The organism is Pseudomonas sp. ADAK18, assembly GCF_012935695.1.
In the GTDB taxonomy this organism is placed as follows: Bacteria; Pseudomonadota; Gammaproteobacteria; order Pseudomonadales; family Pseudomonadaceae; genus Aquipseudomonas.
Genome location: NZ_CP052859.1, coordinates 1,679,724 through 1,698,304 on the forward strand (window position 1 = coordinate 1,679,724; position 18,581 = coordinate 1,698,304).

Below are 18,581 nucleotides of genomic sequence, written 5' to 3' on the forward strand. Positions count from 1 at the left end.
GTTCACTTATGAAAATCGATGTAAGCGGCAAGTTGGCAATCGTCAGTGGCAGCACTGCCGGGATCGGCCTGGGCATCAGCCTGGCCCTGGCTGAATCCGGTGCCACGGTGGTGGTGATCGGGCGTGAATCGAGCAAGGTGGACGCGGCCCTGGCGAGTATTCGCCAGGCGGTCCCCGGCGCCCAACTGCGTGGGTTGGTGGCTGACCTGGGCACTGCCGAAGGTGCAGAAAAGCTGTTCGCTGCCGAACCGCGAGCGGACATCCTTGTGAACAATCTGGGGATCTTCAACGACGTGGATTTCTTCGACGCCCCGGACAGCGAGTGGACGCGCTTTTATGAAGTCAACGTCATCTCTGGAGTGCGCCTGGCACGGCATTATGTGCCGGACATGGTCAAGCAGGGCTGGGGGCGGGTGATTTTCCTGTCCTCGGAATCGGGTGTGGCGACGCCGGCGGACATGATCAACTACGGCGTCACCAAAAGCGCCAACCTGGCGGTGTCCCACGGTTTGGCCAAGCGCCTGGCGGGCACGGGTGTGACGGTGAATGCGATCCTGCCGGGGCCGACCTTTACCGACGGCCTGGAAGAGATGCTCAAGGAGGCCACGGCGAAATCCGGGCGCAGTGCGCGGGAGGAGGCCGATGTGTTTGTGCGTGAGGCCCGGCCGACCTCGATCATTCAACGTGCGGCGAATGTGGATGAAGTGGCGAATCTGGTGGCGTACATTGCTTCACCGCTGTCTTCGGCCACCACCGGCGCAGCTTTGCGGGTTGACGGCGGCGTCGTCGACAGCATGGCGATCTAACTATTTTTTTGGAGTCTTATCGTGGCAAAAGCATCTGCTGTTATTGAAATTCCAGCGTCGGCCGAACAGGTCTGGCAATTGGTCGGTGGCTTTAATTCGCTACCGGATTGGCTGCCCTTTATCGCCAAGAGCGAGCCCAGCGATGGCGGTCGTGTGCGTCACCTGCAAACCGCTGACGGTGGCGTGGTGGTTGAGCGTCTGCAGACCTTTGATGAAGCGGCGCGTACCTATAGCTACTCCATCAGCGAATCGCCGTTTCCGGTGAACGAGTATTTAGCGACCCTGAAGGTTGAGGCGCTGACCGAGAGCACGGCGAAAGTGACGTGGTCCGGAGTGTTCACGCCGGTGGCCGGTGTGACGGACGCGGCGGTGGAGGAGTTGTTCACTGGTGTGTACAGCGGTGGGCTTGAAGCGTTGCGCGGCAACTTCCCGGCCTGATCAATCTAAAAATCAACACGAATCTAATGTGGGAGCGGGCTTGCTCGCGAAAGCGGTGTGTCAGTCGACAGATGTATTGGCTGGCCCGCATTCGCGAGCAAGCCCGCTCCCACATTTTTGATCGGCGGTGTATTCAAGCTTCCGGCATCAACTGCTGCCGACACTCCAGCACTAGCCGCGCACCGCCCAGCTCGCTGGTGCCCACTTCCAGCTTGAAGCCGTGCAGGTTGATGATCGCCGCGACAATCGACAATCCCAATCCAAACCCGCCGTGTTGATTGCCTTCTTCCACTCGATAGAAACGTTGGAACACGGAGTTGCGTTCCGCCTCGGGAATACCAGGCCCCGAATCCAGGACTTCAATTCGTGTACTGCCGGCATCGTTGACTGCCCGCAGAATCACCGAGCCGCCCGGTGGGGTGAATTTGATCGAGTTGCTCAGCAGGTTGGCCAGGGCTTCGAACAGCAAGGCCCGGTCACCGGTAATCCACGGCAGCGATTCCGGGGTTTCCAGCAGCAGCTGCATTTCGCCTTCTTCCGCCAGGGGGAGGTAGAAGTCGTGAAGTTCGCGCAGCAAGGGCAGGGGATCGAGCACCAGGAAACCAGAGCGGCGTTGGTGGTCTTCCAGCTCGGAAATCCGCAGCAACCCGCGAAAACGCGCCATCAGCGTATCGGTCTCATTGATCACTTCATCCAGTTGCAGCGCGTGGGGCGAGTCTTCATCGGCCTGCTGCTTGATCCGATACAACTGCGCCCGCAGACGGGTCAGCGGTGTGCGCAGGTCGTGGGCAATGTTGTCGCACACGCCCTTGACCTCGTTCATCAGTTTCTCGATGCGATCGAGCATGGCGTTGACGATCGCCGCCAGCATGTCCAGTTCATCACGCCGATTGGACAGCGGCAGGCGGTGGGTCAGGTCGCCAGCGACGATGGCCTCGGCGCTGGCCTGAATCCCGCGAATCCGGCGCAGTGGTCGCCGGCGCAACAGATGCCAGCCGGCTGCACCGGGGATGATGGTCAGGGAAATCCCCCAGAGCAGGGCATGCAGGATGATCCGGGTCACACCGAACAGCGAGCCGTTTTCCCGCACCAAGATCAGCCAGCGGCCGTCGCCGGTATGGGTGGCCACAGCATCACAACTGTCTCGGGGCAGTTTCGGGTCGTCGGAGTCGATGCAGTTGGCGAGGGCGTGGATGTGCCCGTCCAGTGGCAGGTCCGGAGGCACCACGCGGATGGGACCACTCAGGGGATTGAACTGCTCGTCGAACAGGCCGTAGGCGTCTACGCCTTTCATGTCGAAGGTCATGCTGGTGGTCAGCGCTTCCACCAGCTCTTCGCCATCGAAGCGTTGGAACAGGTGCTGACGCTGCATCAGGGAATGGCGCGACAGATCACCCAAATAACCCGACACCTCGTAATACAGCACCCCCATGAGGATGCAGCTCCAGGCCACGAACAACGAACTGTACAGCGCCAGCAAGCGGCTGCTGGAAGAGCGCCAGCCCTTAGAGGGGTTCAGCAATGACATAACCCGAGCCTCGTACCGTGCGGATCAGCGGCGTGAGGCCCGGGGGATCGATTTTCTTGCGCAGGCGACCGATGTGTACGTCGATCAGGTTGGTGCCCGGGTCGAAGTGATAACCCCAGACTTCCTCGAAGATCATCATCCGCGACAGGATCTGCCCGGTGTTGCGCATCAGGAATTCCAGCAGTTTGTATTCGGTGGGCAACAGGCTCAGGGGCTGATCGGCACGGCTGGCTTCGCGGCTGATCAGGTTGAGCTCCAGATCGGCCACCCGCAGCGCGGTTTCGAATTCCTTGACCGTGCTTTTGCGTCGCAGCAGCACCTCGACCCGCGCCGCCATTTCGTCGGAGGCGAAGGGTTTGGTCAGGTAATCATCGCCACCGGCCCGCAGGCCGCGCACCCGTTCGTCGACATCGGAGAGGGCGCTGATCATCAGGATCGGCGTCGACACACCGATGGTGCGCAGGGTGGTGACGATGGCCAGGCCATCCAGTTCGGGGAGCATACGGTCGAGGGTGATCAGATCGTAATCGCCACTGACCGCGCGGACCAGGCCTTCGCGGCCGTTGTCCACCCAATCGACGTCCAGTCCATGACTACTCAGTTCAGCGACGATCTCGCGGGCCGTTACGGCGTCGTCTTCGATGGTCAAAATGCGGGTCATAAGGAGTACCTGGTGAGCAATTCACACTGAAGTAGGGGCATTTTGCCAAGAAATGATAGTCAGCTTCCTAAAAAAATATTCATGTAGGCATAAATGCCACATTTTTGTGGCCCGCCGCCTTCTGTGGCGAGCGGGCTTGCCCGCGTTGGGCTGCGTAGCAGCCCTGAAACCTGAGACTTCGTTTTCACTGAGTATATGTGCTGCTCTTTTCGGGCCGCTGCGCAGCCCAACGCGGGCAAGCCCGCTCGCCACAGAGAGAATGCATAAAGCCCGCCTTCAGCAGCCATTTCTTGCAAGTTGCATGGCCTAAGGAAGTTCAAATTACTTAACTAATTGAAACGTATGAGGTTTTAATTTTTTGCTACTGGCATGCAGCCTGCACTGTCCCTTTCGACAGTTGTAACACCATTTTTCATGCCTGGAGCAAAACAACAATGATCACATCCTCATCCACGCTGCAAGAGTCAAGCACGCTCTCCGGGGTTTCCTGGGGGGCGATCTTTGCCGGGGCGGCTGCGGCGGCGGCTCTGTCGATGATCCTGATACTGCTGGGCTTCGGCCTGGGCTTTTCGGCGGTGTCGCCGTGGTCCGACAGCGGCATCAGCGCCAAGGGGCTCGGCATTTCAACCATTGTCTGGCTGGCCTTCACCCAGATTGTCGCGGCAGGCCTGGGCGGATACATCGCCGGGCGACTGCGGGTGAAGTGGGCCAATATGCATGGCGATGAGGTGTACTTTCGCGACACCGCCCATGGCTTCCTGGCCTGGGCCGTGGCGACGTTGATCACTGCGACGCTGGTGGTCGGCTCGGTGAGCAGCATCGTCGGCGGTGGCGTACAGGCCGGTGCCAGCGTGGCGTCGGGCGCGGTCAGTGGCATGACCCAAGCGGCCGGCAACGCCGCCAGCGGTGAAGACTTCGGCTATTACGTCGACAGCCTGTTCCGTGACGATCGCCCCGCATCGGTCAGTGATGACGCAGTGCATGGTGTGGTTTATCGAATCTTTACCCGCACCCTGAGCAACGATGGGCAACTGGCCCCTGAAGACCGCACCTACCTGGCGCAGTTGATCAGCCAGCGGACCAACCTCAGCCAGGCCGATGCCGAACGTAGGGTCGGTCAGGTCTATGGCCAGGCCCGTAAAGCGGTGGATGACGCCAAGTTGAAAGCCAAGCAGGCTGCTGACACCGCCAGCAAAGTGGCTGCATGGACTTCGTTGTGGATGTTTGTGGCTTTGCTGTGTGGTGCCTTCTTTGCCAGCTTCGCCGCTACCTTCGGTGGCCGCCGCCGGGATGCCGTGGTGTACCTGGAAACCGAAACCTACACCACGTCCGTTCGTTAACTTAGGGAGAACGTCATGCGCTCATTACTGCTGTGGTTCCTCGGTGTACCGATCCCGGTCATTATTCTGATCGCTATCTTCATGCATTGATCCGTTTGTTCGTCTGATCAAAGCCGCCTCTGCTCCAGCAGAGGCGGCCTTTTCTGTATTTGCGAATTCTGCGCACTTTGTTAATTGTCGCTTAACCGTCCTTTGGCTAGACTCCGGCCCCATGAGCCGCTATCTGCGTTTATTCCTGGTCCTGTTGCTGAGTCTCGCGCTTCCCCTGACCGGGATGGCGGGCGTGCCCTCGAGCACCGAACCGTGCCCGATGCAGATGCCCGATATGCCGATGATGAGCGACATGTCCCTGGACTGCTGCCAGGACGGTGCGACCCCGGCCGATCACAGCAAGTCCTGCAAACCCGGCCAGGAATGCAAGACCGGCGGCATGCTGCAACTGTCGATGCCGGTGCTCAAGGCCCCGGTGATGTTCTCCAATGCACTGATCGCCAGCCTCTCCTCTGATTTCATCCCCGAGCGCACGCCATCCGGCGTCTGGCGTCCGCCCCGTTCCTGATTTCTGTTGTACCGAAGACTCATCCCGCTGAACCGGGATGGCCTTGCTGTGGGCCGCATTAAGCGACGCACAGTGGAACAGAACAGGAATCTTCAACATGAATTCCCTATGTGCGCGCATTGGGCGGCCCTTGGCGGCTGCCCTGGCGGCGGGCGTGCTGACGTGGCCGGCGCTGGCCTCGGCGCTGACCCTGGATGAAGCCTTGCGCCTGGCGCAGAACAACGCGCCATCGCTGACCGCCGAGTCGGCCAAGCTGCAAGCGGCGACCCAGGCAGCAATTCCGGCAGGTGAGCTGCCCGACCCGAAACTGGTGCTGGGCCTGCAGAATTTCCCGGTGGGCGGCCCCGATCGCGGCACGCTCTATGGTGACGACATGACCATGCAAATGGTCGGCGTTCAGCAACAAGTACCCAGCCGCGACAAGCGCAAGGCCCGGATCGAACTGGCCGAGGCTTCGGTAGAACGGGCCGCAGCCGAAGGACGGATAGAGCGCCTGAACGTACGCCAGGCCACGGCCCAGGCGTGGATTCGCGCTTACGCCGTCGAGCGCAAAAACGCCTTGTTCAAGGACTTCTACCAGCAGAACCGCCTGCTGCAAGACACCGTGCGTGCGCAATTGGCCGGTGGGCGTGGCCAGCCATCCGACGCGGTGATCCCCCGGCAGGAAGCGGCCGAACTGGCCGGGCGCGAAGACGAACTGACTCAACAACGCGCCCAGGCCCGCGCCGCCCTCAAGCGCTGGATCGGCCCAGCCGCCAGCGAAGCCCCCAGCGGCCAGTTGCCCAACTGGTCTCTCGATACCCAAGGCCTGTCCCATAACCTGCACCAGCATCCGGTGCTGCAAGCCTTTGTGCCACGCACCCGCGAAGCCGAAGCCCGAGTGCGCGAAGCCAAGGCGCAAAAGACCTCGGACTGGAGCTGGGAAGTGGATTACCAGCACCGTGGCCGTGAGTACGGCGACATGGTCAGCCTGCAACTGACGTTTGATCTGCCGATCTTCCCCGGCCGCCGGCAGAACCCCGGCATCGCCGCCAAGCAGGCCGAACTCGATCAACTGGACGCGGAGCGCGAAGCCACCACCCGCGAACACACTCAGGAGTTGGACGACGACCTGGCCGATTACCAGCGCCTGGACCGTGCGGTGCAGCGCAGCCAGGACAGCCTGGTGCCGCTGGCCGAAGAAAAGGTCGCGCTGAGCCTGGCCGGTTATCGCGCCGGCAAGGGTGACTTGATGAGTGTGGTAACCGCGCGCCGTGAGCTGGTGGAAGCGCGTTTCAAACAGATCGACGCTCTGGAGCAACGGGCACTGACCGGTGCACAGCTGTATTTCGCGTATGGGGAACCTGCCAATGAATAATCGAATCGCCAACGTCGCCGTGCTGGGCGGCGTCCTGCTGCTGGGTCTGGGTGGGGGCTACTGGTTGGCGGACATGCGTGCGGCGCAACCTGCAGCCGCTGCCCCGATCCAGGAGAAAAAGACGCTGTACTGGTACGACCCGATGTATCCGCAGCAGAAATTCGACAAGCCAGGCAAGTCGCCCTTCATGGACATGCAACTGGTGCCACGTTATGCCGATGCTGATGAGAAATCGGACAGCGCGACCCTGCGTATCGACCCGAGCCTGACCCAGAACATCGGCATGCGCCTGGCCAGTGTCACCCGGGGGGTGCTGACGTCCAGCCTGGAACTGCCCGCCACCCTGGCGTTCAACGACCGCGACGTGGCCGTGGTGCAGGCGCGCGCGGCGGGTTTTGTCGAACGGGTGTATGCCCGTGCGCCCGGCGATGTACTCAAGGCCAATGCGCCCTTGGCGGACATCCTGGTGCCAGAATGGGCAGCCGCCCAGGAAGAGTTCCTGGCCTTGCGTCGCAGCAACGATGCCAGTTTATTGGCCGCCGCTCGCCAGCGCTTGCGGCTGAGCGGCATGCCCAACGGGTTGATCACGCAGATGGAGCGCAGCGGCCAGGTGCAATCGGTCATGACCATCACCAGCCCATTGGGCGGCGCACTGCAAACCCTCGACGTGCGCGAGGGCATGACCGTCGCGGCGGGCCAAACCCTGGCACGGGTCAATGGCTTGGGCACCGTATGGTTGCAGGTGGCGGTGCCGGAAGCGCAAGGCGCAGCCCTGGCGATTGGGCAAGTGGTGGAGAGCCACTTTGTCGGCTTGCCGGGCCGGATGTTCAGCGGCACCGTCAGTGCGGTCCTGCCGCAGACGGCCCTGGACAGCCGCACCGTTCAGGTCCGCGTTGAACTGCCTAACCCTGACGGCGTGTTGCGTCCCGGTATGACCGCCCAGGTACGCCTGGCGCAATCCAGCGGCCAATCGGTGCTGTGGCTGCCCAGCGAAGCGTTGATCCGCACCGGCAAGCGGGTGCTGGTGATGGTGGCCGAGGAGGGCGGTCGTTACCGGCCAGTGGAAGTTCAGGTGGGGACGGAAAGCCAGGACCAGACGGTGATCGTCGCCGGGTTGCAGGAAGGCCAGCAAGTGGTCGCTTCCGGGCAGTTCCTGCTGGACTCAGAAGCCAGCCTGAAAGGCCTCACCCCTCAATCGCCTGCTGAATCAGCCATGAGCATGCAACCGGGGAGCCGTCCATGATCGCCTTGCTGATTCGCTGGTCGGTGGCCAACCGTTTCCTGGTCTTGCTGGCGACGCTGTTCGTCACCGCCTGGGGGATGTGGTCGGTGCAGAACACCCCGGTGGACGCCTTGCCGGACCTGTCGGATGTGCAGGTGATCATCCGCACGCCGTACCCGGGCCAGGCGCCGCAGATTGTCGAAAACCAGGTCACCTACCCGATGACCACCACCATGCTCTCGGTACCGGGGGCCAAGACCGTGCGCGGCTATTCGTTCTTCGGCGACAGCTATGTCTACGTGTTGTTCGACGAGGGTACGGACCTGTACTGGGCGCGCTCCCGGGTGTTGGAATACCTGAGCCAGTTGCAGGCGCGTCTGCCGGCTTCGGCCAAGCCGACGCTGGGCCCGGATGCCACCGGCGTGGGCTGGATTTACCAATACGCACTGGTGGACCGCACTGGCCAACATGACCTGGCGCAACTGCGTGCGCTACAGGACTGGTTCCTCAAGTTCGAACTCAAGACCCTGCCCAACGTTGCCGAAGTGGCGACCATCGGAGGCATGGTCAAGCAGTATCAGGTGCAACTCGACCCCGTGGCCCTGGCCACTCGCGGTATCACCCAGGCCCAGGTGAAGGACGCCATCGGCAAGGCCAACCAGGAAGCCGGCGGTTCGGTATTGGAAATGGGCGAGTCCGAATACATGGTCCGCGCCTCCGGCTACCTGAAAACCCTGGAGGACTTTCGCGCCATCGCGCTGCGACTCGATGCCGGCAATGTCCCGGTGACCCTTGGCGAGGTAGCCTCGATTCAACTGGGCCCACAAATGCGCCGGGGTATCAGTGAGTTGGATGGCGAAGGCGAGGCGGTGGGCGGCGTGGTGATCCTGCGCAACGGCAAGAATGCCCGCGAGGCCATCGCCGCCGTGAAGAGCAAGCTGCAAGAGTTGAAAAGCAGCCTGCCGCCTGGTGTGGAGATCGTCACCACCTACGATCGCAGCAAACTGATCGACCGCGCCGTGGACAACCTCAGCCACAAACTGCTGGAAGAGTTCCTGGTGGTGGCGCTGGTGTGCGGGATCTTCCTCTGGCACCTGCGCTCGTCCCTGGTGGCGATCATCTCGTTGCCGGTGGGGATCTTGATTGCCTTCATCGTTATGCGATTCCAGGGGATCAACGCCAACATCATGTCCCTGGGCGGGATCGCCATTGCGATTGGCGCGATGGTGGATGCGGCGGTGGTGATGATCGAAAACGCCCACAAGAAAATCGAGGCGTGGCACCAGGCTCATCCGGGGCGTGAGCTCAAGGGCGAAGCGCATTGGAAGGTAGTGACCGACGCGGCAGTGGAGGTCGGGCCGGCGCTGTTTTTCTGCCTGCTGATCATCACGCTGTCGTTTATTCCGGTATTTACCCTGCAAGCCCAGGAAGGCCGGCTATTCGGGCCCTTGGCGTTTACCAAAACCTACGCCATGGCCGCCGCCGCCGGGTTGTCGGTGACCTTGATCCCGGTGTTGATGGGCTACTGGATTCGCGGGCGCATCCCCGATGAGCAACGCAACCCGCTGAATCGGGGTCTGATCAAACTCTATCAACCAGCCCTCGACGCGGTCCTGCGCTGGCCGCGCATGACCTTGCTGGTGGCGTTGTTGATGGTGCTCAGCGCCCTGTGGCCGATGTCTCGCCTGGGCGGTGAGTTCCTGCCGGCTTTGGATGAGGGCGACTTGCTCTATATGCCCTCGGCGTTGCCTGGGCTCTCGGCGCAAACAGCCGGTGAATTGCTGCAACGCACCGACCGCTTGATCAAAACCGTACCGGAAGTCGCCCATGTATTCGGCAAGGCCGGTCGCGCGGAAACCGCCACCGATCCGGCACCGATGGAGATGTTCGAAACCACGATTGAATTCAAGCCCCGCGATCAATGGCGCCCGGACATGACCCCGGAAAAACTGGTGAAGGAACTCGACCGTGTGGTGCAAGTGCCGGGCCTGACCAACATCTGGATCCCGCCGATCCGCAACCGTATCGACATGCTCGCCACCGGGGTAAAAAGCCCGATCGGGGTGAAAGTCGCCGGCACCAGCCTGATGCAGATCGACGCCGTGACCCAGGCCGTGGAAAAGGTCGCCAAGGGTGTGCCTGGTGTCAGCTCGGCCCTGGCTGAACGGCTGACGGGTGGGCGCTACATCGACGTTGATATTGATCGTCAGGCGGCGGCCCGTTATGGCCTGAACATCGCGGATGTGCAGTCCATTGTCTCGGGTGCCATTGGCGGTGAGGACATCGGTGAAACGGTGGAAGGCCTGGCACGTTTTCCGATCAACCTGCGTTACCCCAGGGAGTGGCGTGATTCGGTGGACGCGTTGGGCGACCTGCCGATCTACACCCCGTCGGGCAGCCAGATCACCCTCGGTACGGTGGCCAGGGTCAAGGTCACCGAAGGCCCGCCGATGCTCAAGAGCGAAAACGCGCGGCCTTCCGGCTGGGTGTATATCGACGTGCGTGACCGTGACCTGGCTTCAGTGGTGAACGACCTGCGCCAGGCCATTAACCAGCAGGTTGCGTTGCAGCCGGGCATGAGCCTCAGCTATTCGGGGCAGTTCGAGTTTCTGGAGCGGGCCAATGAGCGGCTGAAATTGGTGGTGCCGGCGACGGTGATGATCATCTTCGTGCTGTTGTACCTGACCTTCCGCCGCTTTGACGAGGCGCTGCTGATCCTGGCCACATTGCCGTTTGCTCTTACGGGTGGGGTGTGGTTGCTGTATTGGCTGGGTTTCAACCTGTCGGTGGCTACCGGGGTGGGGTTTATTGCGTTGGCCGGGGTGTCTGCCGAGTTTGGTGTGATCATGCTGTTGTACCTGAAAAATGCCTGGGCTGAGCGGCAGGCCAAAGGCGGGCAGGGTGAGCATGAGTTGCTGGCGGCGATCACGGAGGGCGCGGTGTTGCGGGTTCGGCCCAAGGCCATGACCGTGGCGGTGATTATTGCGGGGTTGTTGCCAATTTTGCTGGGTGGAGGGACGGGCAGCGAGGTGATGAGCCGGATTGCGGCACCGATGATTGGGGGGATGCTGACGGCGCCGTTGTTGTCGTTGTTTGTGATTCCGGCGGCGTATAGGTTGATGCGTCGGGTCAAAGTTTTACGGTGATTAACAGGTGGGTTGGGGGGTATATCCGTTACCGCAGCAACGGATATGCTCCCAACCTCAAGGAACGGAAGAGCACAGCGGTCAATCATCAAACCCCACCTGCTCATGAATCTCATCCACCTTCAACTCCAACCGATACGCCACCGCAATAAACAACGCCTGACACAGACAAAGCGTCGCACTCAACGACCTGAAGGCAAACGAAGACCCTTCATTCACCAACAACACCGCATTCGCCCGCTTCGCCAGAGGCGAAAGGTTGCTGTCGGTGATGATCAGCGTCTTGGCCTGATGATGCTGGGCAATGCGCAGGCAATGCTGGGTTTCCTTGCCATACGGCGTAAAGCTGATCGCAATCACCAGATCATTGGCCCGCACGCTGCGCATCTGCTCGCGGTAGCTGCCACCCAACCCGGACACCAAGTGGATGCGCTTGTTGGTGTGCTGCAGGTTATAGACCAGGTAATCAGCCACGGCGAAGGAGCGACGCACGCCCACCACGTAGATGTTGTCGGCATTCACCACCAGGTCCACGGCCTTGTCGAAGGCCACGTCATCCAACTCCAGCCCCAGGCGTTCGATGCCCGATAGGGTAGCGTTGACGCATTCGCGCGCCAGGTCGCCGCCGCTGGCTTTCTGCGACTTGTTGGCGATCATGCTGCGGATGCGCTGCTGGTAATTCTGCACCGGCGTGGTCTTGTGGGTGTACGCCTCGCGAAACAGCGCCTGCATCTCGCTGAAACCACTGAAACCGAAGCGCTGGGAAAAACGCACGATGGCCGAAGGGTGCACTTCGCATTCCCGAGCGATGTCGCTGATGCGGTCGACCATGATCCGGTCGCTCTGCTGGCTCATGTAGCTGGCGATGCGTTTGAGCTGGCGCGGCAGGCTTTCGTATTCGTCGGTGATCAGTTGCAACAGACGCTCGGCATTGATCGGAGAGCTGGCGAGTGCATCTTCCGGGGCGCTCTGGGACATAGGGAATCCTTCTGGCTTGTTCTTATAGGGCAGTTCGATCTGCCCCTGACAATAGGTCGATGTGCGCAAGTCTACAGGGTAGGCGTAAAAAAATACCTTGGCTTCATGGCCGGGGCGGAGGCTGAAACGATGCACCATGGCTGGAACAATCTTGTGCAAGGTTAATGGAAAAATTATTCCACTAAAAATATTTATAGAATAAATATTGATTGGCGCCGTCGGACGTTTTAGTCTGCATCTACCAAGAGCGGTTGCCGCCTCCACGACGGCAGACGCAGGCTGATAAAAATAACAGGAGCCAGCATGGGCCAGACTCGTTTTGCCAGTGGGCGTCAATTGGATCTGATTTGCCTCGGGCGCCTGGGCGTCGACCTCTATGCACAGCAGGTAGGTGCACGGTTGGAGGACGTCTCAAGCTTCGCCAAATACCTGGGCGGTTCCTCCGCCAACATCGCCTTCGGCACCGCGCGGCTGGGGCTCAAGTCAGCCATGCTGACTCGGGTGGGGGACGACCACATGGGCCGTTTCCTGGTGGAATCCCTGGCCCGCGAAGGCTGTGATGTCAGCGGTATCAAGGTCGATCCGGAACGGTTGACCGCCATGGTGTTGCTGGGCCTCAAGGACCGCGAAACCTTCCCGTTGGTGTTCTACCGCGAAAACTGCGCCGATATGGCTTTGCAGGCCGCAGACATCAGCGAAGCCTTTATTGCCTCCAGCAAAGCCCTGCTGATCACCGGCACTCATTTCTCTACCGATGGCGTGTACAAAGCGAGCATCCAGGCGCTGGACTACGCCGAAAAGCACAACGTCAAACGTGTGCTGGACATCGACTACCGACCGGTCCTTTGGGGCCTGGCGGGCAAGGCCGACGGTGAAACCCGCTTTGTGGCCGACCAGAATGTCAGCCAGCATGTGCAGAAAATCCTCCCACGGTTTGACCTGATCGTTGGCACCGAAGAAGAGTTCCTCATTGCCGGTGGCAGTGAAGACTTGCTCACCGCTTTGCGCACGGTGCGACGCCTGACGGCAGCGACACTGGTGGTCAAGCTCGGTCCACAAGGCTGCACGGTGATTCACGGCGATATCCCGGCTCGTCTCGAAGACGGTGCGATTTACCCTGGCGTGCGAGTAGAAGTGCTCAACGTGCTGGGGGCCGGTGATGCCTTCATGTCGGGTTTCCTCAGTGGCTGGCTGGAAGACGCCAGCGACGAACGTTGCTGCCAACTGGCCAATGCCTGCGGCGGTCTGGTGGTGTCGCGCCATGCCTGTGCACCGGCGATGCCGACCCGTGCCGAACTGGATTACCTGTTCAACAGCCCGGTGCCCATCACCCGGCCGGACCAGGACCCGATACTGCAACGCCTGCACCAAGTCAGCGTGCCGCGTAAAAGCTGGAAGCAGCTGTTCGTATTTGCCTTCGATCATCGCGGGCAACTGATGGAGCTGGCGCAGAAAGGTGGCCAGGACCCTGCGCGTATCAGCGTCATCAAGCAGCTGTTTATCAAGGCTGTGGAGCGGGTCGAGCACAAACTGCGGGAGCAAGGCGTCGAGGCCGATGTGGGCCTTTTGGCCGACCAGCGTTTCGGCCAGGACGCCCTCAATGCCGCCACCGGTCGTGGTTGGTGGATAGCCCGCCCGGTGGAAGTCCAGGGCTCGCGCCCGCTGGCCTTCGAACATGGTCGCTCCATCGGCAGCAACCTGATTGCCTGGCCCCAGGAGCAGATCATCAAGTGCCTGGTGCAATTTCACCCTGACGACGAACCGCTGCTGCGCCTGGAACAAGAAGCGCAGCTCAAGGGCCTGTATCAGGCGTCCCAAGTCAGCGGTCATGAATTGCTGCTGGAAGTCATCCCCCCCAAGGATCACCCGTCCACCTACCCCGATGTGCTCTACCGCAGCCTCAAGCGCCTGTACAACCTGGGCATTTACCCGGCGTGGTGGAAGATCGAGGCGCAGTCGGCCGAGGATTGGAAAAAGCTCGATGAGCTGATTCAAGAGCGCGATCCGTACTGCCGTGGCGTGGTATTGCTGGGCTTGAATGCGTCGGCCGAATGCCTGGCGGATGGGTTCCGGCAGGCCGCACAGAGCCAGACCTGTCGTGGGTTTGCCGTGGGCCGCACGATCTTCCAGGAGCCGAGCCGGGCGTGGATGGCGGGGGAGATTGATGACGAAACCCTGATCCAGCAAGTTCAGGGCACCTTCGAACAGTTGATCAACGCCTGGCGCAGTTCACGCAGCTGAGTGCTGGCCTGTGCCTGGAATGCAATCACATGTGGGAGCTGGCTTGTTGTGGCGAGGGGGCTTGCCCCCGTTGGGCCGCGAAGCAGCCCCCTCATAAGATCACCTCATTCTGCCAGGTAGAGAGAGGTGAGAGATTTTGGGTCTGCTTCGCAGCCCAACGGGGGCAAGCCCCCTCGCCACAACAAGCTCACTTGCCACAAGAACCGCATTGTCATAGTTGAATTTGAAAACAATAAAAGGTGCAGCCATGCCCGCTATCCGTATTGGCATCAACCCGATTTCCTGGAGCAACGACGACCTGCCGGCCCTGGGTGGTGAAACGCCCTTGAGCACCGCCCTGAGCGAAGGCAAGGAGATCGGTTACGAAGGTTTCGAACTCAACGGCAAATTCCCCAAGGACGCCAAGGGCGTCGGCGATGTATTACGCCCTTATGACCTGGCGCTGGTCTCCGGCTGGTACTCCAGCCGCCTGGCCCGGCGCTCGGTAGCGGAAGAAATCGAGGCCATCGGTAGCCACGTCGAACTGCTGCGGGAAAACGGCGCCACGGTGCTGGTCTACGGCGAAGTCGCCGACTCGATCCAGGGTTCCCCCATTCGCTTGGTTGAACGCCCGCGTTTTCACAGTGAACAAGCCTGGCAGGACTACGCCGACAAGCTCACTGAACTGGCGCGTTTTACCCTATCCCAGGGCGTGCGCCTGGCCTACCACCACCATATGGGCGCCTATGTCGAGTCCCCGGAAGACATCGACAAACTCATGAGCCTCACCGGCCCCGAAGTCGGCCTGCTATTTGATTCAGGCCACTGCTACATGGGCGGCGGCGAACCCATCGAGGTGCTGCGCAAGCACATCGACCGCATCTGCCACGTGCATTTCAAGGACGTGCGCAAACCGGTGGTGCAACTGGCCCGCAACAACCTGTGGAGCTTCCCGGACTGCATCATCAACGGCACCTTTACCGTACCCGGCGACGGCGATATCGACTTCGCTGCGTTGCTTGATGTGCTGCTGGCCGCCAATTACCACGGCTGGCTGGTGGTGGAAGCCGAGCAGGATCCTGCTGTGGCCCCCAGCTATATCTACGCGAAAAAAGGTTACGACACGCTGCGCGCGCTGCTGAATGAGAGGACGGGACAATGAGCCTATTGGTCAAAAGCAGCAAACGCGGGCAGACCATGGTGGCGCTGGAAGCAGGGCGCCTGGAGTACGTGGGTTTTGCCGCCTACCGCCTGAGCCTGGGGGAAACCCTGCCGGTCAGCGCGGGCGATAAAGAGCTGTGCCTGGTGCTGCTCAGCGGTCGCGTCTCGATCAAGGGCGAGGGTTTCAACTGGGAAAACCTCGGAGATCGCCAGTCGGTCTTCGAAGACAAATCGCCGTTTGCCGCCTACCTGCCACCGGGCACCCACGCTCAGGTGGTGGCCTTGAGTGACGTACAAATCGCCGTCTGCGCCGCCCCCGGCTCCACCGCCGCAGGCCTCGCCCCACGGCTGATTCGCCCCGAACAATGCAAGCGCAGCGTGCGTGGCAAGGGCGCTAATACCCGCTATGTGTGCGACATCCTGCCTGACAGCGAACCTGCCCATTCGCTGCTGGTGGTGGAAGTACGCACCCCGTCCGGCCATTCGTCGAGCTACCCGCCCCACAAGCACGACACTGATGACCTGCCGCACCAGAGCTTTCTCGAAGAAACCTATTACCACCAGATCAACCCGCCCCAGGGCTTCGTGTTCCAGCGGGTCTACACCGATGACCGCAGCATCGACCAGGCTATGGCCGTGGAAAACAGCGACCTCGTCGTGGTGCCCAAGGGTTATCACCCGGTCAGCGTGCCCTACGGCTACGAGTCGTACTACTTGAACGTGATGGCCGGCCCCAAGCGTGCCTGGCACTTCCATAACGACCCGCAGCACAGCTGGCTGCTGGATCTTTAACGACTTCGACGGAGAACACCATGAGCAACGCCCAGGTAATCGGCCATTACATCAACGGCCAGGTGCAGGACAGCGGCAGCGAGCGCTTCAGCAATGTGTTCAACCCGGCCACCGGTGAGGTGCAGGCGCGGGTTGGCCTGGCCAGCCAGAAGACCGTCGATGAAGCCGTAGCGTCGGCCTTGAAGGCCTTCCCTGCGTGGTCCGAGCAATCCTCCCTGCGTCGCTCGCGGGTGCTGTTCAAGTTCAAGGAACTGCTGGATCAGCATCATGACGAGTTGGCCGAGATCATCAGCCGCGAACACGGCAAGGTGTTCTCCGATGCCAAGGGTGAAGTCACCCGTGGTATCGAGATTGTCGAATACGCTTGCGGTGCCCCGAATCTGTTGAAAACCGATTTCAGCGACAACATCGGTGGCGGTATCGACAACTGGAACCTGCGCCAGCCACTGGGCGTATGCGCCGGGATCACTCCGTTCAATTTCCCGGTGATGGTGCCGTTGTGGATGATCCCGCTGGCCTTGGCCACCGGCAACTGCTTCATCCTCAAGCCGTCCGAGCGTGATCCGTCCGCCAGTTTGCTGATGGCCCGTCTGTTGACTCAGGCCGGCTTGCCCGATGGCGTGTTCAACGTGGTTCAGGGCGACAAGAGCGCCGTGGACGGCCTGTTGCAGCACCCGGACATCGAAGCGATTTCGTTTGTCGGCTCCACACCAATTGCCGAATACATCCACCAGCAAGCCACCCAGCGCGGCAAGCGTGTGCAGGCGTTGGGCGGGGCAAAGAACCATATGATCGTAATGCCTGACGCCAACCTGGATCAGGCAGCGGACGCCCTGATCGGCGCGGCTTACGGCTCGGCTGGCGAACGCTGCATGGCGATCTCGATTGCCGTGGTGGTGGGCGACGTCGGTGACAAGCTGATCGACAAATTGCTGCCGCGCATCGACCAATTGAAGGTCGGCAACGGCATGCAGAAGGACAGCGAAATGGGGCCGTTGGTCACCGCTGAGCACAAGGCCAAGGTTGAAGGGTTTATCGACCAGGGCGTGGCCCAGGGCGCGAAGCTGATTGTCGACGGGCGTGGCTTCAAGGTGCCAGGTGCCGAAGGTGGTTTCTTCGTCGGCGCGACCCTGTTCGATAACGTCACGACCGAGATGAGCATCTACCAGCAAGAAATTTTCGGCCCGGTGCTAGGCATTGTGCGAGTGGCGGATTTTGCCAGCGCGGTGGCCTTGATCAACGCCCATGAGTTCGGCAACGGCGTGTCCTGCTTCACCAGCGACGGCGGCATCGCCCGCGCCTTCGCCCGTAACATCAAAGTCGGCATGGTCGGCATCAACGTACCCATCCCTGTGCCAATGGCCTGGCATTCGTTTGGTGGCTGGAAGCGCTCGTTGTTTGGCGACCATCACGCCTATGGCGAAGAAGGCATTCGTTTCTACAGCCGCTACAAAAGCGTCATGCAACGTTGGCCCGACAGCATCGCCAAGGGCCCTGAATTCAGCATGCCAACCGCCAAGTAATTTTTTCGAGTGTGGAGCACAACAATAATGAAGTCGCCTCTACGTTTTGCCCTGAACCGCATGGTTGCTCCAAGCCTGTCCCTGCCGGACTTTATCGAGTTGGCGGTGACCTTGAAATGCGACGCCATCGAGATCCGCAATGATCTCAAAGGCATCGAGATTGAAGACGGTACGCAGGCCAGTCGCGTGCGCGAGTTATGCGCCGTGCAGGGCATCAAGGTGCTGTCGATCAACGCGCTGTATCCATTCGATGTGTGGAATGACGAGCGCCGCGCCCAGGCCGTGAAGCTCGCAACCTATGCCCGTGAATGCGGCGCCCAGGGCCTGGTGATGTGCCCATTGAACGACCGTGCCGACTCGCGCAATGAAGCCCAGCGCGCTGCCGGTTTGCGCACTGCGTTGACCGAGTTGGCGCCGATTCTGCGCGAATACGGGATTGTTGGGTTTATCGAACCCCTGGGCTTTGAAGAGTGCTCCCTGCGCCGTAAGCGCACGGCGGTGGACGCGATCAAGTCCATCGGCGGCCTGGATGTATTCCGTCTGGTGCATGACACCTTTCACCATCACCTGGCCAGCGAGCACGAGTTCTTCCCTGAGCTGACGGGCCTGGTGCATATCTCCGGTGTGGAAGACGCCCAAGCGCCGCTGGCGAGCATTCGTGACGGCCACCGGGTGTTGGTGGGTGAGGGTGACATCCTCGGCAATGCCGCGCAGATCGACACCTTGCTCAGCACTGGCTACAGCGGCTATTTGTCATTTGAACCGTTTGCCGAAAGCGTGCATGGTCTGGCGGATATCAAGCAGGCGCTGGGGGCGAGCATGGCCCACCTACAAAAAAGATAAGGTGCGA

Annotated in this window: 15 protein-coding genes; 12 read left to right on the forward strand and 3 right to left on the reverse strand. The window is 61.0% G+C overall.

Annotation, left to right across the window (positions count from 1 at the left end; genetic code table 11):
- Positions 1-8: 8 nt before the first annotated feature.
- A complete protein-coding gene (locus HKK55_RS07525) occupies positions 9-806 on the forward strand; it encodes an SDR family NAD(P)-dependent oxidoreductase (protein WP_169354070.1) in 798 nt (265 codons plus the stop codon).
- A gap of 21 nt (positions 807-827) precedes the next feature.
- Positions 828-1,244: an SRPBCC family protein gene (locus HKK55_RS07530; protein WP_169354071.1), complete on the forward strand. Its 417-nt coding sequence runs from the start codon at positions 828-830 to the stop codon at positions 1,242-1,244.
- A gap of 133 nt (positions 1,245-1,377) precedes the next feature.
- Here HKK55_RS07530 and HKK55_RS07535 read toward each other — a convergent pair whose 3' ends face one another.
- Complete coding sequence (locus HKK55_RS07535; RefSeq protein ID WP_169354072.1) at positions 1,378-2,772, reverse strand: HAMP domain-containing sensor histidine kinase; 1,395 nt, start codon at positions 2,770-2,772, stop codon at positions 1,378-1,380.
- Positions 2,750-3,433 (reverse strand): response regulator transcription factor, encoded by a 684-nt coding sequence (locus tag HKK55_RS07540; RefSeq protein WP_010564812.1) that lies wholly within the window; start codon positions 3,431-3,433, stop codon positions 2,750-2,752. Before HKK55_RS07540 ends, HKK55_RS07535 begins: the two co-directional genes overlap by 23 nt.
- 434 nt (positions 3,434-3,867) lie before the next feature.
- On the opposite strand from HKK55_RS07540, the gene HKK55_RS07545 reads away from it, so the two are divergent.
- The 5 genes from HKK55_RS07545 to HKK55_RS07565 all read left to right on the forward strand — a co-directional run bounded on the left by HKK55_RS07545 (position 3,868) and on the right by HKK55_RS07565 (position 11,057).
- Positions 3,868-4,773 (forward strand): hypothetical protein, encoded by a 906-nt coding sequence (locus tag HKK55_RS07545; RefSeq protein WP_169354073.1) that lies wholly within the window; start codon positions 3,868-3,870, stop codon positions 4,771-4,773.
- A 211-nt stretch (positions 4,774-4,984) separates the two neighbouring features.
- A complete protein-coding gene (locus HKK55_RS07550; protein ID WP_169354074.1) occupies positions 4,985-5,332 on the forward strand; it encodes a hypothetical protein in 348 nt (115 codons plus the stop codon).
- A 97-nt stretch (positions 5,333-5,429) separates the two neighbouring features.
- Entirely contained in the window at positions 5,430-6,689 is a 1,260-nt protein-coding gene (locus HKK55_RS07555) for a TolC family protein (RefSeq protein WP_169354075.1), read from the forward strand.
- Entirely contained in the window at positions 6,682-7,932 is a 1,251-nt protein-coding gene (locus HKK55_RS07560) for an efflux RND transporter periplasmic adaptor subunit (protein ID WP_169354076.1), read from the forward strand. Before HKK55_RS07555 ends, HKK55_RS07560 begins: the two co-directional genes overlap by 8 nt.
- The gene (locus tag HKK55_RS07565) at positions 7,929-11,057 is read left to right on the forward strand and encodes an efflux RND transporter permease subunit (protein WP_169354077.1); all 3,129 of its coding nucleotides are present in this window, start codon (positions 7,929-7,931) and stop codon (positions 11,055-11,057) included. Before HKK55_RS07560 ends, HKK55_RS07565 begins: the two co-directional genes overlap by 4 nt.
- 81 nt (positions 11,058-11,138) lie before the next feature.
- On the opposite strand, the gene HKK55_RS07570 is transcribed toward HKK55_RS07565, so the two are convergent.
- The gene (locus HKK55_RS07570) at positions 11,139-12,035 is read right to left on the reverse strand and encodes a MurR/RpiR family transcriptional regulator (protein WP_169354078.1); all 897 of its coding nucleotides are present in this window, start codon (positions 12,033-12,035) and stop codon (positions 11,139-11,141) included.
- A 303-nt stretch (positions 12,036-12,338) separates the two neighbouring features.
- Between HKK55_RS07570 and iolC the strand changes: the two genes are divergently transcribed.
- The 5 genes from iolC to HKK55_RS07595 all read left to right on the forward strand — a co-directional run bounded on the left by iolC (position 12,339) and on the right by HKK55_RS07595 (position 18,574).
- Positions 12,339-14,276: a 5-dehydro-2-deoxygluconokinase gene (gene iolC, locus HKK55_RS07575; RefSeq protein ID WP_169354079.1), complete on the forward strand. Its 1,938-nt coding sequence runs from the start codon at positions 12,339-12,341 to the stop codon at positions 14,274-14,276.
- A 247-nt stretch (positions 14,277-14,523) separates the two neighbouring features.
- Positions 14,524-15,417 (forward strand): myo-inosose-2 dehydratase, encoded by an 894-nt coding sequence (iolE, locus tag HKK55_RS07580; RefSeq protein ID WP_169354080.1) that lies wholly within the window; start codon positions 14,524-14,526, stop codon positions 15,415-15,417.
- On the forward strand, positions 15,414-16,208 hold the full coding sequence (gene iolB, locus HKK55_RS07585) for a 5-deoxy-glucuronate isomerase (RefSeq protein ID WP_169354081.1): 795 nt from the start codon (positions 15,414-15,416) through the stop codon (positions 16,206-16,208). The genes iolE and iolB overlap by 4 nt, the downstream gene beginning before the upstream one ends.
- Before the next feature lie 20 nt (positions 16,209-16,228).
- Positions 16,229-17,731 carry a CoA-acylating methylmalonate-semialdehyde dehydrogenase gene (locus HKK55_RS07590; protein ID WP_169354082.1) on the forward strand — a complete coding sequence of 501 codons (1,503 nt, stop codon included), beginning with the start codon at positions 16,229-16,231 and terminating at the stop codon, positions 17,729-17,731.
- A 27-nt stretch (positions 17,732-17,758) separates the two neighbouring features.
- Positions 17,759-18,574 (forward strand): TIM barrel protein, encoded by an 816-nt coding sequence (locus HKK55_RS07595; protein ID WP_169354083.1) that lies wholly within the window; start codon positions 17,759-17,761, stop codon positions 18,572-18,574.
- Positions 18,575-18,581 lie beyond the last annotated feature (7 nt).